Source organism: Chryseobacterium tagetis, assembly GCF_016735585.2.
GTDB lineage: Bacteria > Bacteroidota > Bacteroidia > Flavobacteriales > Weeksellaceae > Chryseobacterium > Chryseobacterium tagetis.
In genome coordinates this window covers 774,319-798,666 of the sequence record NZ_JAERSE020000003.1, presented here as the reverse complement: position 1 = coordinate 798,666, position 24,348 = coordinate 774,319, and the positions used below count along the sequence as shown (strand labels likewise).

The 24,348-nt window shown below is 36.5% G+C and carries 21 protein-coding genes; 2 read left to right on the top strand and 19 right to left on the bottom strand.

Annotated features, from left to right (window positions below; genetic code table 11):
• Window positions 1-61 precede the first annotated feature (61 nt).
• The 18 genes from JI747_RS13635 to ilvE form a co-directional block, all read right to left on the bottom strand.
• Window positions 62-1,411: a sigma-54-dependent transcriptional regulator gene (locus JI747_RS13635; protein ID WP_225689444.1), complete on the bottom strand. Its 1,350-nt coding sequence runs from the start codon at window positions 1,409-1,411 to the stop codon at window positions 62-64.
• Between the two features lie 22 nt (window positions 1,412-1,433).
• Window positions 1,434-3,677, bottom strand: a complete 2,244-nt coding sequence (locus JI747_RS13630) for a histidine kinase dimerization/phosphoacceptor domain -containing protein (RefSeq protein WP_225689443.1) — start codon at window positions 3,675-3,677, stop codon at window positions 1,434-1,436.
• Window positions 3,678-3,722: 45 nt separating this feature from the next.
• Window positions 3,723-4,388, bottom strand: coding sequence for a YoaK family protein (locus JI747_RS13625; RefSeq protein WP_225689442.1), 666 nt, complete (start codon window positions 4,386-4,388; stop codon window positions 3,723-3,725).
• A gap of 4 nt (window positions 4,389-4,392) precedes the next feature.
• The gene (locus tag JI747_RS13620) at window positions 4,393-4,866 is read right to left on the bottom strand and encodes a Dps family protein (protein WP_225689441.1); all 474 of its coding nucleotides are present in this window, start codon (window positions 4,864-4,866) and stop codon (window positions 4,393-4,395) included.
• Between the two features lies 1 nt (window position 4,867).
• Complete coding sequence (locus JI747_RS13615; protein WP_225689440.1) at window positions 4,868-5,293, bottom strand: DoxX family protein; 426 nt, start codon at window positions 5,291-5,293, stop codon at window positions 4,868-4,870.
• A gap of 11 nt (window positions 5,294-5,304) precedes the next feature.
• Window positions 5,305-7,197, bottom strand: coding sequence for an amidohydrolase (locus JI747_RS13610; RefSeq protein WP_225689439.1), 1,893 nt, complete (start codon window positions 7,195-7,197; stop codon window positions 5,305-5,307).
• On the bottom strand, window positions 7,197-7,940 hold the full coding sequence (locus tag JI747_RS13605; protein ID WP_225689438.1) for a M17 family peptidase N-terminal domain-containing protein: 744 nt from the start codon (window positions 7,938-7,940) through the stop codon (window positions 7,197-7,199). The genes JI747_RS13610 and JI747_RS13605 overlap by 1 nt, the downstream gene beginning before the upstream one ends.
• A gap of 192 nt (window positions 7,941-8,132) precedes the next feature.
• Window positions 8,133-9,521: an alginate export family protein gene (locus tag JI747_RS13600; RefSeq protein WP_225689437.1), complete on the bottom strand. Its 1,389-nt coding sequence runs from the start codon at window positions 9,519-9,521 to the stop codon at window positions 8,133-8,135.
• Between the two features lie 19 nt (window positions 9,522-9,540).
• Entirely contained in the window at window positions 9,541-10,173 is a 633-nt protein-coding gene (locus tag JI747_RS13595; protein WP_047439490.1) for a hydrolase, read from the bottom strand.
• Between the two features lie 189 nt (window positions 10,174-10,362).
• On the bottom strand, window positions 10,363-10,671 hold the full coding sequence (locus JI747_RS13590) for a phosphoribosylpyrophosphate synthetase (RefSeq protein WP_225689436.1): 309 nt from the start codon (window positions 10,669-10,671) through the stop codon (window positions 10,363-10,365).
• 19 nt (window positions 10,672-10,690) lie between these two features.
• The gene (locus tag JI747_RS13585) at window positions 10,691-11,512 is read right to left on the bottom strand and encodes an alpha/beta fold hydrolase (RefSeq protein ID WP_225689435.1); all 822 of its coding nucleotides are present in this window, start codon (window positions 11,510-11,512) and stop codon (window positions 10,691-10,693) included.
• A 296-nt stretch (window positions 11,513-11,808) separates the two neighbouring features.
• Window positions 11,809-13,077, bottom strand: coding sequence for a threonine ammonia-lyase IlvA (gene ilvA, locus JI747_RS13580; RefSeq protein ID WP_225689434.1), 1,269 nt, complete (start codon window positions 13,075-13,077; stop codon window positions 11,809-11,811).
• Window positions 13,078-13,209: 132 nt separating this feature from the next.
• Window positions 13,210-14,676, bottom strand: a complete 1,467-nt coding sequence (locus tag JI747_RS13575) for an ATP-binding cassette domain-containing protein (protein ID WP_225689433.1) — start codon at window positions 14,674-14,676, stop codon at window positions 13,210-13,212.
• A gap of 289 nt (window positions 14,677-14,965) precedes the next feature.
• Window positions 14,966-16,447, bottom strand: a complete 1,482-nt coding sequence (gene ilvC, locus JI747_RS13570) for a ketol-acid reductoisomerase (protein ID WP_225689432.1) — start codon at window positions 16,445-16,447, stop codon at window positions 14,966-14,968.
• A gap of 98 nt (window positions 16,448-16,545) precedes the next feature.
• Window positions 16,546-17,136, bottom strand: coding sequence for an acetolactate synthase small subunit (gene ilvN, locus JI747_RS13565; RefSeq protein WP_225689431.1), 591 nt, complete (start codon window positions 17,134-17,136; stop codon window positions 16,546-16,548).
• Window positions 17,137-17,213: 77 nt separating this feature from the next.
• Complete coding sequence (gene ilvB / locus JI747_RS13560) at window positions 17,214-18,956, bottom strand: biosynthetic-type acetolactate synthase large subunit (RefSeq protein WP_225689430.1); 1,743 nt, start codon at window positions 18,954-18,956, stop codon at window positions 17,214-17,216.
• A gap of 75 nt (window positions 18,957-19,031) precedes the next feature.
• Window positions 19,032-20,717 (bottom strand): dihydroxy-acid dehydratase, encoded by a 1,686-nt coding sequence (gene ilvD, locus JI747_RS13555; RefSeq protein WP_225689429.1) that lies wholly within the window; start codon window positions 20,715-20,717, stop codon window positions 19,032-19,034.
• Window positions 20,710-21,612, bottom strand: a complete 903-nt coding sequence (gene ilvE / locus JI747_RS13550) for a branched-chain-amino-acid transaminase (protein ID WP_225689428.1) — start codon at window positions 21,610-21,612, stop codon at window positions 20,710-20,712. The genes ilvD and ilvE overlap by 8 nt, the downstream gene beginning before the upstream one ends.
• 536 nt (window positions 21,613-22,148) lie before the next feature.
• On the opposite strand from ilvE, the gene JI747_RS13545 reads away from it, so the two are divergent.
• Entirely contained in the window at window positions 22,149-23,027 is an 879-nt protein-coding gene (locus JI747_RS13545; protein ID WP_317197621.1) for a helix-turn-helix transcriptional regulator, read from the top strand.
• Window positions 23,028-23,068: 41 nt separating this feature from the next.
• Window positions 23,069-24,025, top strand: a complete 957-nt coding sequence (locus tag JI747_RS13540) for a nitrilase family protein (RefSeq protein WP_225689426.1) — start codon at window positions 23,069-23,071, stop codon at window positions 24,023-24,025.
• A gap of 65 nt (window positions 24,026-24,090) precedes the next feature.
• Here the strand turns inward: JI747_RS13540 and JI747_RS13535 are convergent, their stop codons facing one another.
• Window positions 24,091-24,255, bottom strand: coding sequence for a TetR/AcrR family transcriptional regulator (locus tag JI747_RS13535; RefSeq protein WP_225689425.1), 165 nt, complete (start codon window positions 24,253-24,255; stop codon window positions 24,091-24,093).
• Window positions 24,256-24,348: the final 93 nt, after the last annotated feature.

Below are 24,348 nucleotides of genomic sequence, written 5' to 3'. Positions count from 1 at the left end.
AGAATATTAGAGATTCTTCACTCCGATTTGCTGCATTCAGAATGACAAAATCGATGTATATTTACTTATATCCTTTATCAATTCCCAGTTTTTTCATTTTTGAATATAAAGTCTGCGGTTGGATCTTCAATAATTCTGCAGCACCTCCGATTCCTGAAACTTTCCCGCCACAATTCTGAAGTGCATTCATAATGTGTTCTCTTTCCATTTCTTCCATTGATTTCAAAACACCTTTGTTCTCAACTGATTCCTGAGTATTTTTGGGAAGTTCAACGTTTTCAATTTCATTGGTTTTTGCCAAAAGAACGCTTCTTTCAATCAAATGCTCCAGTTCACGGATATTTCCCGGCCAGCTGTAATTTAATAATTGTTCTACAGCATTTTTGCTGATGGAAGTTATATTTCTTCTGGAAGCTGTTGCATATTTATTGAGGAAAAAATTGGCTAACAATTCGATGTCTTCTTTTCTTTCTCTCAAAGCTGGTAATTCAATCGGGAAAACATTTAATCTGTAATATAAATCTAGTCGGAATCTGCCTTCTGCAACTTCTTTTTCAAGAGAACGATTGGTTGCTGCAACGATTCTTACGTTAACTTTAATGGTTTTATTTCCGCCTAGTCTTTCGATTTCTTTTTCCTGTAGAACTCTCAATAATTTCACCTGAGAATCTAATGGTAATTCACCAATTTCGTCCAAAAATATAGTTCCTCCGTTTGCTTGTTCAAACTTCCCGATTCTTTGTGTATTCGCTCCTGTAAAGCTTCCCTTTTCATGCCCGAAAAGTTCGGATTCAATTAAAGATAAAGGCAATGCCGCACAATTGACAATCACAATCGGCTGAGATTTCCTCTCGGAAAGTTCATGAACAGAATGGGCTATTTTTTCTTTTCCTGTACCACTTTCTCCGACTACCAAAACCGAAGTATCTGTTGGAGCCACCACTCTTACTTTTTCAACAACATCCTGAAGCACCTTACTTTTTCCGATGATTCCTTCAATCGATTCGCTGTCTGAATTTTTAATGAATTCACATCCTTTTTCAATATCAAAACGATATTTGGCTATGTCGAGCATAACGATGAGATCCCTTTCTCTGAAGGGCTTTACCATAAATCCGTAAGGTTGGGTTTCCTTCACCGCCTCAAGTGTCGACTGGTTTGTATTTGCAGAAATGTATAAAAACGGAAGATTGATCTCGCGCAATTCCCACGCAAGATCAATTCCTGTAAGATCGCCTTTCAGCATGATGTCGAGAAGTACCCAATCCGGTCTTTTTTCGGCAATGGATTTTCTTGCCTGAATCACAGAAGAAGCAATTCCCGTCACCTGATATCCGGCTTTTATTAACATAATTTTGAGATCATTGGCGACAATAAACTCATCTTCTACAATTAAAATTTTTTCTTTCATTGTTATTTAAAATTTCCGCTTCTTATTTTGAAGTTTCCATTTCTATGTTTTTCTTAAATGTTATTTTTATAGTTAAACCATCTTCATTTTCAAGAGAAAAAATTCCGTCCAGCTGATCGGTCAGTCCTCTCATTAAGTTCATTCCCAAAGATTCGGTTTCGTCAATATTAAAGTCTTTTGGAAGACCTATTCCGTTATCTGAAATAATCAGTTCATAAGAATCATTTTCAACACTTTTAAACGAAACTTTAACTTCGCCTTTCCGATCGTCCGGAAATGCATATTTCACCGTATTATTAATTGCCTCATTCACAATAAGTCCCATCGGAACGGCTTGTGCAACATCCAGGAAAACTTTTTCTGTATCCATCGTAAACTGAATCTTCTTTTCTGATGAATAGCATTCTTTGATGTAAGCAATCAATTCATAAATATACCACGACATATCAATCGTCGAAAGATTGTCTGACTGATATAATTTCTGATGAATCAAAGACATCGCATGCATTCTGTGCTGGCTGTTCTGAATGGCTAACAACGCATCTTCATTGTCTAAATAAGCGGATTGTGTATTCAGTAAACTAATAACAATCTGCAAGTTATTCTTTACACGATGATGAATTTCCTTTAAAAGCCATTCTTTTTCGGAAAGTAATTTTTTCAGCTGCTCGTTTTGTTCGTCAATCTGTTTTCTCTTTGATTCTAACTTTTTATTTGCATTTGATTTCAGCCTTGAACGATTGTACAGTAAAGCAGCAAAAAGAAGCAGAACTAAGATACTTCCTATAAAAACATACCGAATTACTTTTTCATTTTGAATTTTTGCTTCCTGTAATTTTCGCTGGTGGGTAAGCAGTTTAATGTTTTTATCTTTCTTTTCTGTTTCAAACTGAAGCTCCAGAGCCTCAGAATGTTTTAGCTTCTCCATATTAAAAAGTGAGTCTCTAAAAATCTGATGCTGTTTCAAGTGTTTTATTGCCGATTCGTATTTTTTATTGGCATGATCAGACTGGTAGGTTAACAGCTCAATCTGTGAATACAAAATGAGCTGGTTGGATTTTTTAGCAAATTCTTTAAATTTCTCAAGATATGCATAGGTTTCTTCTGCGTGACCTGAGTTTTGAAGATAAATAATGATTCCGTTGAGTTTGTAATACAGCCCCACCTCAGATTCTTTATATTTTTTCAATAATTCCTGATAATAAGGTTCTGCTTTATGAGGTTGTTTTAGTAAAGAATAGCATATTGTAAACATAAAAAGCTGTCTGACTTTGGTCAATTCGTCTGTCGGAGGATATGTTTTCTCGGTTCTTTTCAACGTTCGTAATGCTGCACGATAATTCTTTTGCTGACAATATAAGGAGGCTAAATTATACGTTAAGACATTAATATCACTAATATTTTTGTATTTCACAGCCAAATCCAGCGATTTTTCGAAATTAGCAAAAGCCTGAGTATATTTTAAAACATCATAGTAAGCCAATCCCAAATGATTGTAAATTGTACACCACTGATAACTTTTATCATCTACATATTCTGCTGTTTTTTCCGCTAAAAGTGCGTATTGCAAAGACATTTGTGCATTTTGTAGTATTCCGTAATTTCCCGACATTAGGGTATAAACACCTTGAAGTTCCTTGAAACCTATAGATTTATAAATATTCACCGCATTTTCGAGGAGCTCCAAAGATTTTTGATTCTCCCCTATAATGCTGTAATAATCTCCCAAATCTTTTAAGGCATCACCTTCTTTTTTGAAAAATTTATATTTCTTATAAAGCGGTACTGCCAATTCAAGATATTTTATTTTCTTTCTGAAATCTTCTTCTTCATAACCTTCATAAGCACAAAGCTCGCGGTATATATCGGGAAGAACAGACAGGTTGTTTTTTATCGCATACGAAAGTGCTTCATTGGTCTTTTTCTGTGCGGTTTTAGAATCTCCTTTTTCACGGGTAATCTGCGCCTCCAAAAGCATCAGCTTTCCGGTTCCTAATTTATATCCTAAAGAATTGCTCAGTTTCTGACCTTCCTGCCTCAACTGATTTGCCTTATCTATATCTGATTTTATTTCACCTTCTTTCGTAAGATAATAGTCGCTTAATCTGATAAGCAATTCAACTTTCTGCGTATTATTTCCTGCTTTACTAATTTCTTTTTCCAATTGTTTTGGATCTTCTTTTGGTTGACCGTTTACTATTAAAAAAGCAGAAAAAAGCAATATTATTGAAGATAAAATACGCCAAGAGGTAAAAGTGAATTTCATTGTTTAAAGATAATCTATTATGCTTTTATTTACCAATGTTGCTCCCTAAATTTTACGGTGATAAAAATAGCAAATCAACATCGCCAAACCAGGTAAGACAAGTGTTACCAAACCGAATTCCTTTCCTGCATATGCACCTAAAAAACAACCAACCAAAAAACCTAAAATGGTAATCAACTGTTTTTTCAAACTATCTAAAGCTTCCGGATGATGGAATCCGTTTTTCAACAGTGTTCCGAAATCTAAAGAAGCCTGAGTGACGTTTCCTGTCATCATCGTAGTTGGTCCGTGCGTTTCCTTTGCATACAGCTTTCCAAAGGCATTCTGAAGTCCCATTGCAAAAACTGCCATCATCGTTATTGCATACATCATCCATTCTTCGAAGACATTATTATAATGTAAAACAGCAACAATAACTCCGCTTAACAATAATAAAATACCTTCCCAGCACAAAATCGTATAATGATTAAGTGCTTTTCCTGCAATTCTTCCACCAACCATTACGGCTAAAATAAAGACCGGAAATGTGAGTAGCTTTACCCAAGCATGAATATCGGATCCTTTCACAAACTGGTAGGCAAATACAATAAAGTTTCCTGTAACATGGGCCGAAAAAATAGCATCTGCCGATACAAAAGTTACCGTATCACAATAGCCTGCAATCATTGTGAGCAGCAATGTGACATAGCCAATATTATGTTTTACTTCCATTATTTTATTTTAAATGAGAACGAAGCATCCATGCCATTTTTTCGTGAATTTCCAATAATCCGGTGATAAAATCACTTGTTCCGGCATCACGAAATTCAACAGCAAAATTTTCTATATTTTCACGAAGATGAATTAAGATACTTTCATGATCAGAAAGCAGGGTTTTAATATATGTTATACTGTCGTTCGATTCTAAATGATGCTCTGAAAGGTGCGTTAATGAAAGATATTCTCTCAGTGTCGCAGGAGCGTAATGTCCTAATGTTCTGATTCTTTCAGCAATAGTATCAATAATTCCGTCTAACTGCTGATATTGTGCTTCAAAAAACAGATGTTTGTTGTAAAAGTCCTGCCCTTCTATGTTCCAGTGGGCTTTTTTTGTTTTTGTATATAGGACAAATTCATCTGCTAAAGTTTCTACTAATTTTTCAGCAACTTTTGCTAAATTTTCGTTTTTAATTCCAATTGAAGTGTTCATTTTAAATATGATTTAATAAGTAATAATCGAGTGAATATTTTCCTGCGCCAAGAGCAAGAATGAGTAATAATGATAAGGTGTACATAAACGGAACATCGCGAACTTCCAGAGAATCTTTTCTGTGAACTACAAAATATCCGATGGCTGTTACACCAATTGTTGGCAAAACCGCCAGTCTTGTTCCCAACCCTAAGATGATTAAAAAAGGAACGATCAAATCAGCAAATGAAGCTACCAAAGCATTCATTTTATCGGGTAGTCCGAGCGGATTCGGAATGATTTCTTTCTGTCCGTTTTCCAGCCTGAATTTCTTTAATCCATGAACTCTGAATAATTGAATTCCAAGTAGCACACGGAAGATCAGAAAGGCAATATCGTTAAATGACGAACCCAAATCTGAGGTTAAAATTTGTTTTAAAATTTCCATAATTTTTAAGTTTAAAAAGCAAAACAAGAACAGCCCAACGCACCCCAAAATGAGTGATAATTATTAACAGGAAGATTGCTCATTCTCGCTGCATTATGATTGTGCTCATGAACATCGCAACTTCCTGCACAACTGTGAATTTGAGAAATCAAAGGTGCTTTTAATTGAGATTGTGTATTCTTCTCAATTTCTTTCTGAAAATGTCCGCCGACAGGATAATAACCGTTATATAAATTCGTAGGGGACCAATCGGGAAGGACAGGAATTGATGGCGGTGCAAATGATGAGAATTCTCCTTTTGCATAGACAATTTTTCCGTCAACAACTGTCATTTCAGATTCTATATTTTTTATTTCTTCGTCTTCAACGGTGAAAAAATCTTTATCTAAAACAGCCAAATCGGCAAACATCCCTACTTGAATATCTCCTTTTTTCTGCTGTTCCTGAGAAAACCACGCACTTCCTTTCGTGTATAATTCAAGCGCTGTTTTGCGGTCTAATCTTGTTTCGTGATACAACTGAAGTCCGCCAACCGTTTTCCCAACTGTTAACCAATACATGGAAACCCAAGGATTATAACTGCTTACTCTCGTTGCATCCGAACCTCCACCCACTGGAACTTCCATTTCCAGCATTTTTTTGATTGGAGGAGTGCTTTCTGCGGCCGCAGAACTGTAACGATCTGTAAAATATTCGCCCTGATAAGCCATTCTGCTTTGAATCGCGATTCCTCCGCCCAACATTTTTACTCTTTCTATATTTTTTTCATCAATGGTTTCAGCATGATCAAAAATCCATGGCAAGCCGTTGAAAGGAATATCCTGATTTACTTTTTCAAAAACATTTAAAAACCTCGTAATGCTTTCGTTGTACGTTGCATGAAGTCGGAAAGGCCAACGGTTTTCGACTAACAATCTGACCACTTTTTCGAGATCGGCTTCCATATTTTCAGGTAAATCAGGTCTTGGCTGTAGAAAATCTTCAAAATCTGCCGCCGAAAATACCAACATCTCTCCTGCCCCGTTGTGTCGATACATATCATCCCCTTGATGCAGCTTTACAGTATCAATCCATTCACTGAAATCTTCAAATTCATGTTTTGGTTTTTGGGTAAAAAGATTGTAGGCAATTCTTACGGTAAGCTGTTTTTTTTCATTTAATTCATTCACCACCTGATAATCATCCGGAAAATTCTGAAAACCACCACCTGCATCAATAACACTGGTAATTCCGAAGCGGTTCAGTTCTTTCATAAAATGTCTCGTAGAATTCACCTGATGTTCATACGACAATTTCGGACCTTGTGCTAAAGTCGAATACAAAATCATTGCGTTTGGTGTTGCGATAATCAATCCTGTCGGTTCTCCGTTTGCATCTCTTTCAATATATCCACCAGCGGGAGCAGGGGTATTCTTTGTAAATCCAACTGCTTTCAGAGCCGCTCGGTTCATCAAAGCCCGGTCGTACAAATGCAGGATAAAAACAGGAGTTTCAGGAGCAATAGCATTAATTTCTTCCAACGTCGGCATTCTTCTTTCAGCAAATTGAAATTCTGACCAACCGCCAACTACACGGACCCATTGCGGAGAAGGCGTTCTGTCAACCTGATCTTTCAGCATTCTCAAAGCATCTGCTAAGGAAGGTACTCCATCCCAACGTAATTCAAGATTATAATTTAATCCCCCACGAATCAGGTGAATATGAGAATCATTGATCCCCGGAACGACTCTTTTCTTTTTTAAATCAATCAATTTTGTGGATACATCTGAAAATTGATCTACCAAACCATCATTTCCAACCGCGATAATTTTTCCTTCTTTAATCGCCACTGCTGAAATATCCGGTGTTTCCTGATTGAAACTGTAAATTTTTCCGTTGTATAAGATTAGATCTGCCTTCATCATTACTTAGTATTCAATTTTGTGATTGCTTCTTTAATTCCACCTCCAGCAACATTGAAAAATGCAGGACCTGCCAATAAAATCAGCTTCTGAACCGTTATTTTTTCGGATAAATGTCTTTGGTTTAAATAAGATTGAGCTCGATATGCATCAAAAGCACCTAATACTACATTTTCTGCTACCAAAGCTGTTGGAGAATCGATTCCTGCATCTTTGATATCGCTGGCAAAAGACACGGTTTTTATTTTTAGTTTTAAGGCTTCTCTCATTGCCACGCTTCCCACTTCTTTCATTAATTCAGCATCGAAGGAATTTCTGTTTCCCAATCCGATTAACAATAATTTCTTAGAGGATAAACTTCCTTTTGGTGGCGTTATTAATAATGTTTCCAAGGCATGACCTTTGAATTTTCCGGTTTTTCTTACATCAGTGATTGCTCCTTTTAAAGCATCATCCAAATGAACCATTCCGTTGAGTTCTTTGGGTAAAGCAGGTGGATTGAAAATGTCGCCGTCAGTATATTCGAAAACGCAGGCAATCTGCAAATCTGCCATTGCCGCAGAAGGTCCCTGAACAAGTCCGACAACGGAAACTCCGTCAACCGTCCCCCATGTTGTAGTAGTTCCAATCGCCGTTTTTGTTTCCGTTGTTTGTGCGGAAACGAAACTGGTTGCTGAAGTGGCTAAAACAAATGCCGTGAATATTGTTTTTGACCAGTTTAGATATTTTGAAATTGATTGTTGCATAATAAATGATTTTATTGTTAATGTTGGTTTATCGTAAAGAGGTAAGGATTTTATTCGTGATACAATCTCTCTGCTTCTGTGCAAACCTCATAGGTTTTAAAAACCTATGAGGTTTAGTTTAAGAGCATGTCAAATAGCTGCTTAATAAATTTTTAGAGTTAGACAGAATTTAGAATTTGAGGGGTTCAATAATTAAAATTTAAATCCTAATCGGATGTTGTAGAAGACACCGCTTTTTGCATTCGGAATAACATCCTCAATAAAAGCTCCTTTTCTGAAGTACTGAATTCCGCTCACTAAAGAAATATATCTATTAAAACTGTATGTGAAATTGGTTAAATAGGCTGTTCCGATATATCTTTTGTCTGAGCTGCTTCCGGGACGGTTCAATACTCCGCTTGGTCGGTAAACTCCATCGTTAAGGGAATATCGCCAGTTAAAAACGGCATCCATCTGCATTTTAAGTTTTGAGGTTAAATCCAGTGTGACGTAGGGATGAATATCTATTAAATTAACAGGACCAATCTGCGGACTAAAGCCAAAATAACCTCCTTTCGGATACAGAGGATTGAAAGTCTGGAGTTTTCCGTCATTTTTTTCTTTGTCACCGGAAATATAATCGTTTCGAAGGTTGATACTTGGTTTGAATTTTACATTTTCAAATAAGTATCCGATATCTACAGAACCTGTCCATGCACTGATCCTTTCTTCTCCGAAAGTTCCGAACTGATAGGCCGCTTCCAGATTGTAAATAAATCCTCCTCCGTATTTCCAGAATCTTCCACCGACAGTATGACGTTTTTCTTTAGCTGTTCCGGCTTCAAATTGGGATTCGTCTCTTCGGATCCCGATGTAATATAAATCCAAATTTCCTGCTTTTGGGAAAATAATTTTGGAATATAATCCCCACAAATTGAGCTGTTTTGACATTTTATTATCGAAAAATCCGACATTGATACTATCTGCCATCATTGCAAAAGCATCGACTGAAATATTCTTCTGGGAATACATTAATTTAGCTCCTGTAAAAGAAAGCCTCGCGTTGGGACCTTCTCTTACGGAAATCAGTCTTCCTGAGCCATAATCCAACTCTTGTCTTCCGATTCTGGAGGTCAGTTTTCTATTTTTATTTTTTAAAAGATCTACATCAATAAAGAGATTCTGAATGCTCAACTGATCTTCATCGATTCCGCGGGGGCCGTTTTTTCTTCCGTCCTGCAAAGCACTTCGAAGCTGTGAAAAAATCCTCACCCTTTCACCCAAATGCAAATCTGCATGAACATCATACCGTTGCAGAAAAAAATTGTTGTGACCGATATTCAGCCTTCCCCAATCTTCATTGTTGAAATCTACATATTCATACCGCGCTTCTCCTCCGAAAGACAGATATATATTTTTCTTTTCATTCAGGGGGAAAAATTTAACTTTATTATAAAAAGTATCTGAAGAATCTTTTAAATATTCATAGTTTTCGTCGTAACGCAGGAGCTTGAAACTCTGTGCCGATAAACTTACAGAACAAAAAAAGATAGTTAAGATGACAATTTTTAAAAGCGATAGGGAAAGTGCTGATTTCAACATTGAAAATTGTATATAAATATTAGTGGTTCAACATATTGTGAGCATAGTGAATTCCCAATCCGTAAGAACCTCCATATTTTTTCATAAGATTCGTTACCGGAACATACGTTTCCTGACGTGCCCAATCTCTCTGCAATTCTAAAATATACTGAATTGAGGTCACAGGTTTTACGCCCGCGTGAATCATTCTCTGAACAGCTCTTTCATGGGCTTCATCAGTTACATCTCCACAAGCATCGGTAATTACATATACATCGTAACCTTCTTCCAATGCAGATAATGCAGGTCCTACGATACAAACTCCCGTCCACAAACCTGCAAAAACAAGTTTTTGTTTCTGAGTTCCTGTAATCGCTTTGTAAGCGTTTTCATCTTCCCAGGTATTCATTGTTGTTCTATCGATATAACCTGAAGTGGCAATTGGATATGCTTCTTCGATTTCAGGAAAAACAGGTCCTGCAAAGCTTTCTTCAGCAACAGTTGTAACGATAGTCGGAACGTTGAATATTTTTGAAGCTCCGCAAACTACAGCAACATTATTACGAAGTTCGTTCATAGAGATACTTTTTGTTGCAAATGCCATCTGACCTTCAAAATCAATAAGGACAAGAGCATGATTATCGGGAGATAATAGTTTTGTTGATGGTTTCATAAAACTTATTTTTTATTTTTTTAATGTCGATTTTTACTTACATTTTTTATTTTAACCACAAAAGAGACAAAAGATTAACACTTTGGTTATTTTAAGTTTACTATTGAATCGTAAAGAAGAGCATATAAATTTTATACAATCTTCATTGAGACAATAAGTGCTTTTGTGACTTTTGTGGTTTAAATTTCATCAGTTTACAGTCAGTTTTTTAATAAGTTCTGCACTTGTTGTGTCGGCATAAATTCCGTAGGCACTCGTCATAATTCCTTTGATAGAATGTTTTTCGGAAGCGATCCCGTAGACTACATCTTCATCACCCTGATCTGTATCGCCTTCAAAACGAAATGTATATTCAATTCTGAAATCTTTTGGATAGAGATTGAGGAAGTTATTGAGGAGGATACAATCGTTTTTCAGGTTAAAATCTTCTGTAAATCCTTTTTGATTCAACCATTGAACCGCCTCAGTCAACGTATCAAAAGCTGGCTGTGTATTCATTTCTTAAAAATTGTAGGGATTATTCTGTAATGAACGCTAAAATATCGTTGTTGATGGTTTCTGCTTCCGTAGTCGGCATTCCGTGAGGGAAACCAGGATAAGTAATCAGTTTTCCGTTCTTTAATAATTTTGCCGCTTTGATGGTTGCATTTTCGATGGGAACAATCTGATCATCTTCCCCATGAAGCAATAAAACAGGAAGTTCAACAGCCTGTAAATCTTCTCTGAAATCCGTCTCGGAAAAAGCTTTAATTCCATCATAATGAGCAACAATTCCGCCCATCATACCCTGTCTCCACCAGTTTCTCTGTACTCCTTCTTTAATTACTGCTCCTTCTCTGTTGTATCCGTAAAAAGGAATTGTTAAATCAATATAAAACTGTTGCCTGTTATTTAAAGTCTGATCTCTGATATTATCAAAAACTTCCATCGGAACTCCATCCGGATTGCTTTCATTCTGAACCATTATTGGAGGAACCGCACTGATTAGTACTGCTTTTTTAGCTCTTCCATTAGCGTATTTGTTGACGTAGCGAATTACCTCACCCCCTCCTGTTGAGTGCCCAATGTGAATAACGTCTGTCAATCCTAAAAAATCAACCAATTCTGCTGCATCAGAAGCGTACTGTTCGATCGTATGATTGTAAATATTCTGACTTGAACGACCGTGCCCTCTTCTGTCATGAGCAATTACTCTATATCCTCTCTGTAAAAAGAAAATCACCTGTGCATCCCAATCGTCCGATGATAAAGGCCAACCGTGATGAAACATCAATACTGGTCCCTGTCCTTGATCTTTGTAAAAAATTTCTGTTCCGTCTTTTAATGTTAATGTGCTCATTGTTGTACTATTTTTATTTTAAAATTTATAATTGAACTTATGAACATAATGCCAAAAAACGACCCAAAACATTTAAAACATTGATTTACAAAACATTTATTAAATTAATTTTCATTTTTAAATTACGATATTTCGTAATTTTATGATGCATTATTTTGATTTATATAAAAGCATATAATATTTATAAGTAAAAGCACCAAACAAAAAATTTGTTTAGTGCTTTTTATATTTACCATTATTTTCATTTCTAATGTAAAATATGAAATACAAGCTTTCATTGAACATTCTTTGATATTTTAAACCATCATATTTAATATATCAGGATTATCATTCAGATAAGATTCAAAATAACCAAGATCTTGCATTCTTTGTTTTAAACCATTAAAATCAGAAATATTGAAAAGCTCGATTCCGACAATTGCCAAAGCAGTTTCTCTAGAATTTTTTTTAGTATATTCAAAATGTGTGATGTCATCATTTGAACCGAGAACATTCAATACAAAATCTTTTAAAGAACCGGGACGCTGTGGAAATTTGACCATAAAATAATGTTTTAAACCATTGTAAAGCAAAGCACGTTCTTTGATTTCTTCCATTCTCGTAATGTCGTTATTGCTTCCACTAATAATGCAAACCACATTTTTTCCTTTAATCTGATTTCGATACTGCTCTAAAGCTGAAATAGAAAGCGCTCCGGCTGGTTCCAAAACAATTGCATCCTTATTATAAAGCTGAAGAATCGTATCGCAAATTTTCCCTTCATCCACAGGAATACAATCTGTAAGTGCATTCTTACAAATCTCAAACGTCAAATCTCCTACTCTTTTCACCGCGGCACCGTCAACAAAACCATCAACTTCAGAAAGTTCTGTATTAAGATTATTATCGATAGAAGTTTTCATAGAAGGCGCACCTTTTGGTTCAACTCCAATCAACTGTGTTTCTTTTGACAGTTCTTTAAAAACCGTAGAAATTCCCGAAGCTAAACCACCACCGCCAATCGGAATGAAAACAAAATCAATATTCTCTTTTTGCTGTTCTAAAATTTCTAAAGCTAAAGTTGCCTGTCCTTCAATAATCTGAACATCATCAAATGGATGAATAAAAGCCGCTCCCGAAGTTTTCGCAAAATCTAAAGCTGCATTTTTTGAAGCATCAAATGTATCTCCAACCAATTTAATTTCAACAAAGCTTCCACCAAACATTTCGACTTGTTCCAGCTTTTGTTTCGGAGTAGTGACCGGCATAAAAATAGTTCCTTTGATCTGAAGTTGTTTACAGGAAAATGCCACACCTTGACCGTGATTTCCGGCACTTGCGCAAACTATTCCCTGATAAACTTTGCCTTCATTGAAAAGGCTTTTGATTTTATTATAGGCACCTCGCAATTTATATGATCTCACAGGTTGCAGGTCTTCTCTTTTCAGGAAAATATTTGCTGTAAATTTTTCTGACAATCGGGCATTGTATTGCAAAGGCGTATAATTCACGACATTTTCTATACTTTTTCGGGCTTCTTTTACCGCTTCCAAGGTTGGGAATATTAGCGTTTTGTTCATCTCCATTTATATTACAGATTCTTTGATTTTGGCTTTAAACTTAGTTGTTTTAATGATTTTTTATAATTCTCGCAGATTTTGCTGATTGGGCAGATTTAAAATTATGAATCTGCTGAATTTGCGAGAGTACATTATCTTTTAGGACTTTATTAATTCTATTTGACTATTAATTTTCACTTTTCCATTTTCCAGAACAAGTTTATGACTGAGTTTTTTTGGTAATTGAGATTCAAAATGACCGACATAAATCAACGATTGTCCTTGACCTGCCAAATCATCAATCACCTGATTGAAATATTGCGTCTGTTCATTGTCCATTCCCTGACAAGGCTCATCCAGAATCAAAAGCTTTGGTTTTTTAATCAATGTTCTTGCGAGCAAAGCCAAACGTTGTTTTCCTAAAGGAAGTGTACACAATTTTTTGTTTTTATCTTCTTTCAAATCGAAGAAATAGAGAATCTGTTCCAATTGTTGTTGTTGGTCAAAACTCAGTTTCTGATACAAACTCATTGAATCAAAAAAACCGGATGCAATGGTTTGTCCGACATTCAAATTCATATCAAAATACCAATGTAATTCAGGCGAAATCATCCCGATTTTTTCTTTGATATCCCAAATACTTTCGCCACTTCCCCGCTTTTGTCCGAAAAGATGAATTTCATTAGCGTAAGCTTGAGGATGGTCGCCATTCAGCAAACTTAATAAGGTTGATTTTCCTGAACCATTATGCCCCTGCAACAACCATTGTTCTCCTGAATTTACTTCCCAATCGATGTTTTTCAGGACTTGTTTTTCGCCGTAAGAAATATTGATTTTTTCTAGTTTGATGAGATTGTCTTGTTCATTTTCCGGATTATTCTGAAGGAAAAAAGGAAGCGATTTTGGAATCCTTTCTTTGCCTTTGGAAAAGTCTTTTGGAGAATTTCTGTGAATTAATTTTCCATTTTCTATTTCAACAAAGTACTGAATGCTTTCTGGATATTCGTCATCATTATTAATTAAAATCAGTGTTACATTCTCTTTAATAAAATCATCAAAAGCCTGATTCAAAAACTGTCTCGATTTCACATCCAATCCTGTGTAAGGCCGGTCGATAATCAAAACTTGCGGTTTTAACCAAAGCGCTTTTAACAATTGTAATTTCTTGTGTTCACCACTTGACAATTCTATTAATTGCTGATTTTTAAAATTTTCAAATTCAAAATATTTTAAATAGGATTCTAATGTTCCGAAATCCAGACTTTCTTCTTTTCCAAAATGATTCAGTTCTGCAAAAACGGTCAAAGTATCGTTTTTTGCCAATTGATTATAACGTTGCTGATAATAAAAATTGCGGTCGCCTTCCAGATTACTGAACTGAAACCAATTGGAAACATAAAGAATCTTCTTTGGCAACTTTGAGTTTTCGTCAAAATTAACCTCAACTTTTCCTCCAAAGTTTTTGATTTCTCCTGAAATAATTTTGGCCAAGGTTGTTTTTCCACTTCCGCTTAATCCACCTAACATCCAACATTCACCGGAAGATATTTCCCAGTTGAAATCTTCCAATATGGGTTTGTTATATTGGAAATTTAGGTTTGAAATTTGGATGATTGGAGTTGGCATTTTGATCTAATTTTTAACGCAAAGACGCAAAGTTTTTTTATAATCTTATTGAAAATATTTTAAGGTTCGCAAAGGCGTAAAACTCAGCAAAGATTTTACGAGTCTAATTTGTCATTCCGTAGGAATCTAGGCAGACTTTGTAGAGATTCTTACGGAATAACAAATATGATATTAAATGGTGGATTTTTATTTTTATGACAAATTCCATAGCCCCGATTGCAGCGGCATCCTTTTGTGATGAGGAACGAAGAGCAAAAGATATAGCGGAAAGCGGGATGAGCTCCTAATTTTAAACCGTTTTAATAGACTTCATCGCGGTCATTGCCTGTCGCAGTTTTCTTCCGACAATTTCTACGGGATGATTTCTCAAAATGTCATTCACCTGAACCAGTTGAACGTTGTCAACCGAAGCTTTTTTTCCTTCGTTAAAGTCTTCTCCGACCAAATCTGTATCCACCGATTTCATAAAATCTGCCAGCAAAGGTTTGCAAGCCTGGTCGAAAAGATAGCAGCCGTATTCTGCGGTGTCAGAAATCACACGATTCATCTCAAACAGTTTTTTTCTTGCGATGGTATTGGCAATCAAAGGAGTTTCGTGAAGTGATTCATAATAAGCGGATTCTGGCTTGATTCCGGCTTCAACCATCGTTTCGAAAGCCAGTTCAACACCCGCTCTGACGAACGCCGACATCAAAAGATAATTGTCAAAATATTCCTGTTCATCGATCTTCACATCGCCTGCAGGTGTTTTTTCGAAAGCAGTTTCACCCGTTTCTGCTCTCCATTTCAAAAGATTGGCGTCCCCATTTGCCCAGTCTTCCATCATTGTTTTGGAGAATTCTCCCGAAATAATATCGTCCTGATGTTTTTGGAAAAGTGGGCGCATAATGTCTTTCAATTCTTCTGATAATTCGAACGCTTTGAGTTTTGCAGGATTTGAAAGTCTGTCCAACATTCCGCTCACACCACCGTGTTTTAAGGCTTCTGTAATGACTTCAACACCGTACTGAACCAATTTGGATGCATAACCTGCATCAATTCCTTTCTCCACCATTTTATCAAAAGAAAGAATAGAACCCGTTTGCAAAAGTCCACATAAAATGGTTTGTTCTCCCATCAAATCAGACTTCACTTCTGCTACGAAAGAAGATTTCAAAACGCCGGCTTTGTGACCGCCAGTTCCTACGCAATACGCTTTTGCTTCTGCCCAGCCTTTTCCTTGAGGGTCATTTTCTGGGTGAACTGCTATCAAAGTAGGAACACCAAAACCACGCAGATATTCTGCACGAACTTCTGAGCCGGGACATTTTGGAGCGACCATAATTACGGTCAAATCTTTACGAATCTGCATTCCTTCTTCCACTATATTGAAACCATGAGAATAGGACAAAGTCGCTCCCTGCTTCATCAAAGGCTGAACCGCATTAATTACAGCAGTATGTTGTTTGTCGGGCGTTAAATTGATAACCAAGTCCGAAGTGGGAATCAGTTCTTCGTAAGTTCCGACTTTGAAATTATTTTCGGTTGCATTTTTCCAAGAATCTCTCTTTTGGTCAATTGCTTCCTGACGCAATGCGTAAGAAACGTCCAAGCCGCTGTCTCTAAGATTCAGACCTTGATTCAGACCTTGAGCTCCACATCCTACCACTACGATTTTCTTTCCTTTCAACGCAGAAACGCCATCAGAAAATTCTGAACTGTCCATGAATTCTGCCTGTGCTAACTGATGCAACTGATTTCTAAGTGATAAGGTATTGAAATAATTTGCCATATTTTTAAGTAAAAAGTAAAAAGTATCAAGTAAAAAGATTACCGTAACTACTTTTAGGATTAATATTTTGTTTAATTTTTTGAATTTTTCTTTGAACACTACATTGTAAACACGCCATCGCGTTTGTCGAGGTATTCATTTTCTATGAGTTCTGCGGAAGGTTCTCTTCTCTCGAACTCGAGGACTTTTTCGTGGATTCCTGCACTGTTTTTGATGATGGCGATTCTTGCACCACGAACGAATTCGATGAGCCCGTATTTATTAAGTTCTTCGGTTAACCGGTCGATTTCTTCACGATGTCCTGCCGTTTCAAAAACAATATAATCCTGCCGAATTACAACCGTAGATGCTCCATATTGACGAAGCAGTCTTTCTACATACACCTTCTCTGTCACGACATTGGCTGGAACTTTGTAAAGCGCCTGTTCCTGCCAGACAATTTCATCATCGGTATTAAAATAAGCTTTCAGAACATCAATTTGCTTTTCCAGCTGACGGCAAAGTTTTCTCACAACTTCTTCATTTTCATGAATAACTATCGTGAATCTGTGAATGCCTTCAACTTCCGATGGAGATGTATTCAAACTCTCGATATTGATTTTTCTGCGTGAAAAAATCCCAGATATTCTGCCGATTAATCCAACCGAATTTTCGGTGTATAATGTGATGGTAAATTCTTGTTTTTCCATTGTAAAAGTGAAAAGTGAAAAGTTAAAAATGAGAAGTGAAAAATGATAACATTTTACTTTTAACTTCTGATTCTATATTATTTTAATCTGATTTCTGAAACCGAAGTTCCTTGTGCAACCATTGGAAAAACGTTATTTTCTTTCCCAACCATAACTTCCAAAAGATAAGCATCATCGTGATTGATCATTGTTTCCAATGCTGTTTTGAGGTCTTTTCTTTCAGATATTTTTTGTCCATCGATATAGTAACCTTTTGCTACTGCAACGAAATCAGGACTTGTGATATTCACAAAAGAGTAACGTCTGTCGTGGAAAAGCTGTTGCCACTGCCTTACCATTCCAAGGAATTCGTTATTGAGAATCAGAATTTTAACTTTAGCTCCAAACTGCATAATTGTTCCTAATTCCTGCAACGTCATTTGGAATCCCCCATCGCCGATAATTGCAACGACTGTTTTTTCCGGGGCGCCATACCAAGCTCCAATCGCTGCCGGTAAACCAAATCCCATTGTTCCCAAACCTCCTGATGTTACACTTGATTTAGATGAATTGAAATTAGCATATCGACAAGCAACCATTTGATGCTGACCAACATCAGTTGTAATGATAGCATCACCATTTGTTAATTCATTCAGAACTTTAATTACTTCTCCCATTGTCATTACATCGGTTGTAGGATTCAGTTCTTCTGTAATTACTTCTTTGATTTCTTCTTTTTCCAATTCACGGAATTTTTCCAACCAAGCTGAATGGTCATTGTCTTTAAGAAGTGCCATCAACATTGGCAAAGTTTTTTTGCAATTTCCCCAAATCGGAACCGTAGTTTTTACATTTTTATCGATTTCAGCTGGGTCAATATCTAGATGAATAATTTTTGCCTGTTTTGCATATTTGTCCAAACGACCTGTAACTCTGTCATCGAAACGCATTCCGACTGCAATCAGAACATCGCATTCGTTGGTCATTACGTTTGGCGCATAGTTTCCGTGCATTCCTAACATTCCAACGTGTAATTTATGATTGGTTGGAAGTGCACTCAATCCCATCACCGTTGCTGCTGCGGGAAGATTGATTTTCTCAATAAACGCTTTGAATTCTTCTTCAGCTTTTCCTAAAATCACACCTTGACCAAACAGAACAAATGGTTTTTTTGCCTGATTAATCAATTCTGCAGCTTTCTCAATATATTCATTTCTGATTTCAGGTTCCGGACGATAGCTTCTGATATGATTGCATTTTTTATATCCTAAATATTCGAATAATTGTAGTTGCGCATTTTTGGTAATATCAATTAAAACCGGACCGGGACGACCTGTACTTGCAATATGAAATGCTTTGGCAATGGCTTCGGGAATTTCTGTTGCATCAGTTACCTGATAATTCCATTTTGTAATTGGTGTCGTGATATTAATAACATCGGTTTCCTGGAAAGCATCTGTTCCCAAAAGCGAGGCAAAAACCTGGCCTGTGATACAAACGATCGGATTGCTGTCGATCATTGCGTCTGCTAAACCTGTCACCAAATTGGTTGCTCCGGGACCACTGGTTGCGAATACAACTCCTGTTTTCCCCGAAGTTCTTGCAAATCCCTGTGCCGCGTGAATGGCACCCTGCTCATGGCGAACCAAAATATGTTTCAGTTTTTCGGAGTAGCCGTACAACGCATCGTAAATCGGCATAATTGCACCACCCGGATAACCAAAGACTGTATCCACATTTTCCTGCAACAGCGCTTCTAAAACTGCTTTTGAACCGGACATCTCTACCGTTTTTGATTGTACAGATTCTATATTTTCTATTTGTGAAATGGTATTACTCATACTAAATGTTTTAAATTTTGGCTAAAGCCCCATAATTTCTGCTGACGAAAACAGGCTAAAGTCCGTTCCTATAATTTATAAATCGGTTACACAACCTTGCGATGCATCTGCTACAGACTTGGCATATTTGTACAAAACACCGCTTTTCACTTTATATTCGGATTGTTGGAACTCGGCTTTTCTTTTGTCAATTTCTTCATCTGACAATAGGGCATTGATGGTATTTTTTTCTGCATCCAATTCAATCACATCACCGTCTTTTATTAAACCTATCAATCCTCCGGAAAAAGCTTCCGGTGTAATGTGACCAACAACAAAACCATGTGTTCCTCCGGAAAATCTTCCGTCTGTAATCAAAGCGACATTTTTACCTAAACCAGACCCCATCAAAGCAGAAGTTGGCTTTAACATTTCCGGCATTCCGGGGGCGCCTTTTGGGCCTTCATTTTTGATAACAACTACATTTCCTTCTTGGATTTTTTTGTCTTCGATACCTTTGATGAATTCTTTTTCGCCGTCAAAGACAATCGCGGTTCCTTTAAAATAAGCGCCTTCTTTCCCTGTAATTTTGGCAACAGAACCTTTCTCAGCAAGATTTCCATACATAATTCTGATATGTCCTGTTTCTTTAATTGGATTTTTGATATCGTGAATGATATTCTGCTGTCTGTCGATAATTGAAGTCACGTGTTCCAGATTTTCTGCGATGGTTTTTCCTGTAACCGTTAAACAATCTCCGTGAAGCAAGCCTAAATCCAAGAGATATTTCATTACCGCCGGAACTCCGCCCACTTTGTGAAGGTCTTCCATCAGATATTTCCCACTTGGTTTTAGGTCAGCTAAAAATGGAGTTTCATCGCTTATTTTTTGAAAGTCATCTAAAGTTAAATTGTATCCGATGGATTTTGCAATTGCAATGAAATGTAATACAGCATTTGTACTTCCACCCAAAATCATAATTAACCTTAAAGCATTTTCGAAAGCTTTTGGTGTCATAATATCAGACGGTTTAATGTCTTTTTCCAAAAGGATTTTAACGTAATGCCCAGCGAACTGGCATTCTTCTTTTTTTTCTTTACTAAGTGCAGGATAAGATGAAGAATAAGGCAAACTCATTCCGAGCGCTTCGATTGCAGAAGCCATTGTATTGGCAGTGTACATTCCGCCACACGCACCTGCACTTGGACAGGAGTTTTGAATGACCCCTTGAAAATCTTCCTCGGAAATTTTACCTGCGATTTTGTTTCCTAATGCCTCAAAAGCCGAAACAATATTCAAATCTTCTCCTTTGTAATGTCCCGGCGCAATACTTCCGCCATAAACCATTATCGAAGGGCGGTCTAGACGAGCCATCGCCATCAGAGAACCAGGCATATTTTTGTCACAACCGGGAACGGTAATCAATCCATCGTAATATTGACCTGCACAAACGGCTTCGATAGAATCTGCAATGATATCTCGGCTTACAAGAGAATAACGCATTCCGTCGGTTCCATTGGTCATTCCGTCACTTATTCCGATGGTATGGAACATTAATCCAACTAAGTTTTGTTCATTGACTCCTTTTTTTACAATTTCGGCCAACCCATTCAAGTGCATATTACAAGTGTTTCCGTCGTAACCCATACTTGCAATTCCAATCTGTGCTTTGTCGAAATCTTCTTTTTGAAATCCAATCCCATAAAACATCGCCTGAGTTGCAGGTTGAGTCGGGTCTTTTGTGAGTGTTTTGGAATATTTGTTCAATTCTACGTTACACATATTGCAAGTCTGATTTTAAATAAGAATAATCTTCTTCTAACACAAGGTGGCGATAAGCTGTTTGAATTTTTGCTGATAAACTGTCTTCCCAATTCAGTTTGAAAGGAATGTTATCCAGAGAATCCAATGCTACAATTTCAGCTGCTGTTCCGCAGAAAAATCCGGCATCTGCGCCTTGCATTTCTTCTGGTTTGAAGAATTTTTCTACTGTCGGAATTCCCAATCCCTCACAAAGTTGTAAAACCGTTGCACGTGTAATTCCCGGAAGAATACTTCCTTTGGCTGGTGTAAATAATTTCCCCTCTTTTTCGAAGAAGATATTGGCACCTGAACTTTCTGCTACATTTCCATCTGCATCCAGAACTAAAGCTTCATCAAAACCTTTGTCTTTCGCTTCCTGACAAGCCAAAATGGAGTTTACATAATGACCGCTCACTTTTGCTTCAACTTTAAAAGCTTTTGGATTTGGGCGTTCAAATGACGACGTCATAATTCTCATTTTGTTTGCCATATACCCGTTGTCCCAATTCCAAACTTCGATTACGAGATAACTTTTTTGACCTTTTGACAAAGCCATATTCGGAGAACAAATGACCAATGGACGAATGTATGCGTTGCTTAGATTATTAATTTCGAGTAATTTATAAGTTGCTTCCACCATTTCCTCGGTAGAATAATTGAAAGGCATCAACATTGTTTCTGCAGATCTTCTCAATCTGTCATAATGTTTTTCTGCTTTAAAAATTTTGGTTCCATTGGCTGTTTTGTAAGATTTAATTCCTTCGAAAACAGCATATCCGTAGTGTAACGATTGACTGTACAAGTCGGTCTTGGCTTCTTTTGCTTTCACATATTCCCCATCAAAAAAGAGAACACTGTCGTCATTGTAATACATTTTGTGTTGATTTTTTATGTTTATTATTTGTTTTATCTTTTTTAAATAAAAAAACCACTCTCGTGATGAGAATGGTCTGTCGTATTTCAATTTCAAAAATTATCACAAGCCATCACTCACCACCGGAATCCGATAATGACAAGGATGAAGAAAATAATTATTGTTTTATTCATATCTGCTCGTTTTGAACGATACAAATGTATAAACTAATTTGAATAAACATTGATTTTTTAATAAAATTTCAGCCTTAAAATTATCAAAAATATACTAATTGTCATTTTTTTTACGACATCCACCAAACAACAAACAACACGTAAGACACTTTCTTTCAACAGATTACAATAATCATAATTACGATGTCTAAATTTTACTTAGAACAAGGAATTTTGATATTCTGTTATAATCTTTTACACAGTTATATTAAAGAAAAACAAAAAACACCGATTGTATTATGAATTATTAAGAATTCTTCAAATTTTAAAAATTGAGATTTACTTCATTTATTCGCGAGTATACATTTTCCATAACAATGGGAAATGCGTACATTTGAGATAGTGAATTTCCGGATCCGGCTTATGCAGATACTTCCAATAAAAATTTTAACGCCCTATATTAAACACTATCTTTTTTTGGAAAGTACTCATGATCAGCATAAAAAACTGCGTTTATTTTCGGATGGAAATACCGGGATGGTATTTCTTCTGAATGAAAGCAATTTATCTATCAATCACAGTCAACATCTCCCACATTCATTTTTGTATGGCCAGATCAGCCATTTTCAAGACCTCGCCTTTTCCGAACAGGCTTCCTTTATTATTGTTGTATTTCAGCCCGATGGACTGTACAGGCTGCTTGGCATTCCCGCTATTGAATTAAAAGACCAGATCATTAGCTCACAGGAAATTTTTGGATCGTTAGCTAATAACCTCTATGACAGCCTTTTCAATATTACATATACAACAGAGAAAATAAATGCTTTAAATACCTTCTTTTATGAATTATCACTTAAGCGTCAATCTCCAGGTCAAACTTTACTTCCTAAAGTACTGCAGCATATCGATCAGCATAAAGGTTTGGTAACTATTGAACAACTTGTTAACTATACTGGTTATACTGAGCGGCACATAGAAAGAACATTTGCACAACAGGTCGGAATGAGTCCAAAAAAATATGTCAATATCATCCAACTTCACTCCTTTCTGAAATTACTCCGTAATAAACCAACTGAAGCCAATCTGACCGGCATTAGCTATGAAAGCGGATATTTTGATCAGTCTCATCTTATCAGAATGTTTAAAAAATATACAGGCATCACCCCTTCCCAGTATTTAAATAGTACAAACAGGCTCGCTGTAAATTTTATGGAATTTAAAGACGGTCCTAATCAGATGTCGGGTTTGTACAATTTGGTTTAAGAATGTTGGTTTAGCTTTGTCCATCGATTAAACAAAAAAATATGGACAAATTAAAAATTGCAACCGCACAGTTTGAGCATAAAAGTGCGGACAAAGCCTATAATCTTTCTGTTATTGAAAAATTGGCACAAGAAGCTGCCGCACAAGGAGCGGAAGTGATTGCTTTTCACGAATGCTCCATTACAGGTTATACCTTTGCGCGAAAATTAGATAAAGAGCAAATGCTTGCTATCGCCGAACTTGTTCCCGACGGGGAAAGTACCCGGCAACTGATTGCAATAGCGGCTCAATATAATATCATTATTCTTGCAGGTTTATTTGAGAAAGATGAAAACGATAATTTATACAAGCCTTACATCTGTGTAGACGGCAATGGATTAATTGCAAAACATCGTAAGTTACATCCTTTTATAAATCCTTATCTAACTGCAGGACAAAACTATACTATTTTTGAAATTAAAGGATGGAAATGTGGTATTTTAATCTGTTATGATAATAATGTGATTGAAAATGTGCGTGCAACAAAATTATTGGGTGCTGATATCATCTTTATGCCTCATGTGACTATGTGTACACCTTCGGCCCGGCCCGGAGCAGGCTTCGTAGATGTTCAGCTCTGGCAAAACCGAAAAAACGATCCCACATCACTGCGTTTGGAATTTGACGGAATGAAAGGACGCAGCTGGCTAATGAAGTGGTTACCGGCTAGAGCCTATGACAATGCAGTGTATGTTGTTTTCTCAAATCCTATCGGCATGGATGATGATCAATTAAAAAATGGGTGTTCCATGATTTTAGATCCATTTGGGGATATTCTTGCTGAATGCCGCACATTTGAAGATAGTTTTGTCATTACAACCATTACACACGATAAGCTAATGCAAGCTGGTGGATATCGTTATATTAATGCACGACGGCCAGACCTGTATAAAGATATTCTAGGACAAGAACACGAATCAGCTCAAAAAGTAGCCTGGTTGCATCTCAACAATAATTAGAAGTTAAAAGTGAATAAATACCAATCATTAACTTTTGACATTGAAAATGATTAGTTTATTTATATTTAAGACTGAGGCAATTTTGATAAATGTCCATAAATACAACCTTTTGTTAGTTTAGTAGATTCTAAAACATCATCAATACTTACTCCGGAAATTCCTTTCTCATTATAAATAGGACTGGCCGTTTCCAAGATAAATTGTTTCGTTTTTTCTGCCTTCGTTAACATAGTCTTACTTATTCATGACAAAAATATACTTTTAAGTAAATACTTTTTATTGCTATTATTAAAAAGCTAAACAATAAGAATTGTTTAACTTTT

Coding starts and splice junctions, on each gene's coding strand:
- ilvB (WP_225689430.1), bottom strand. CDS start 18,956: ATGAGTAATACCATTTCACAAATAGAAAATATAGAATCTGTACAATCA.
- ilvC (WP_225689432.1), bottom strand. CDS start 16,447: ATGGCAAATTATTTCAATACCTTATCACTTAGAAATCAGTTGCATCAG.
- ilvA (WP_225689434.1), bottom strand. CDS start 13,077: ATGGAGATGAACAAAACGCTAATATTCCCAACCTTGGAAGCGGTAAAA.
- JI747_RS13540 (WP_225689426.1), top strand. CDS start 23,069: ATGGACAAATTAAAAATTGCAACCGCACAGTTTGAGCATAAAAGTGCG.
- JI747_RS13615 (WP_225689440.1), bottom strand. CDS start 5,293: ATGGAAATTTTAAAACAAATTTTAACCTCAGATTTGGGTTCGTCATTT.
- JI747_RS13595 (WP_047439490.1), bottom strand. CDS start 10,173: ATGAAACCATCAACAAAACTATTATCTCCCGATAATCATGCTCTTGTC.
- JI747_RS13605 (WP_225689438.1), bottom strand. CDS start 7,940: ATGCAACAATCAATTTCAAAATATCTAAACTGGTCAAAAACAATATTC.
- JI747_RS13575 (WP_225689433.1), bottom strand. CDS start 14,676: ATGCCAACTCCAATCATCCAAATTTCAAACCTAAATTTCCAATATAAC.
- JI747_RS13630 (WP_225689443.1), bottom strand. CDS start 3,677: ATGAAATTCACTTTTACCTCTTGGCGTATTTTATCTTCAATAATATTG.
- JI747_RS13620 (WP_225689441.1), bottom strand. CDS start 4,866: ATGAACACTTCAATTGGAATTAAAAACGAAAATTTAGCAAAAGTTGCT.
- JI747_RS13600 (WP_225689437.1), bottom strand. CDS start 9,521: ATGTTGAAATCAGCACTTTCCCTATCGCTTTTAAAAATTGTCATCTTA.
- ilvD (WP_225689429.1), bottom strand. CDS start 20,717: ATGTGTAACGTAGAATTGAACAAATATTCCAAAACACTCACAAAAGAC.
- JI747_RS13585 (WP_225689435.1), bottom strand. CDS start 11,512: ATGAGCACATTAACATTAAAAGACGGAACAGAAATTTTTTACAAAGAT.
- JI747_RS13590 (WP_225689436.1), bottom strand. CDS start 10,671: ATGAATACACAGCCAGCTTTTGATACGTTGACTGAGGCGGTTCAATGG.
- ilvN (WP_225689431.1), bottom strand. CDS start 17,136: ATGGAAAAACAAGAATTTACCATCACATTATACACCGAAAATTCGGTT.
- ilvE (WP_225689428.1), bottom strand. CDS start 21,612: ATGTATTACAATGACGACAGTGTTCTCTTTTTTGATGGGGAATATGTG.
- JI747_RS13610 (WP_225689439.1), bottom strand. CDS start 7,197: ATGATGAAGGCAGATCTAATCTTATACAACGGAAAAATTTACAGTTTC.
- JI747_RS13625 (WP_225689442.1), bottom strand. CDS start 4,388: ATGGAAGTAAAACATAATATTGGCTATGTCACATTGCTGCTCACAATG.
- JI747_RS13535 (WP_225689425.1), bottom strand. CDS start 24,255: ATGTTAACGAAGGCAGAAAAAACGAAACAATTTATCTTGGAAACGGCC.
- JI747_RS13635 (WP_225689444.1), bottom strand. CDS start 1,411: ATGAAAGAAAAAATTTTAATTGTAGAAGATGAGTTTATTGTCGCCAAT.
- JI747_RS13545 (WP_317197621.1), top strand. CDS start 22,149: ATGCGTACATTTGAGATAGTGAATTTCCGGATCCGGCTTATGCAGATA.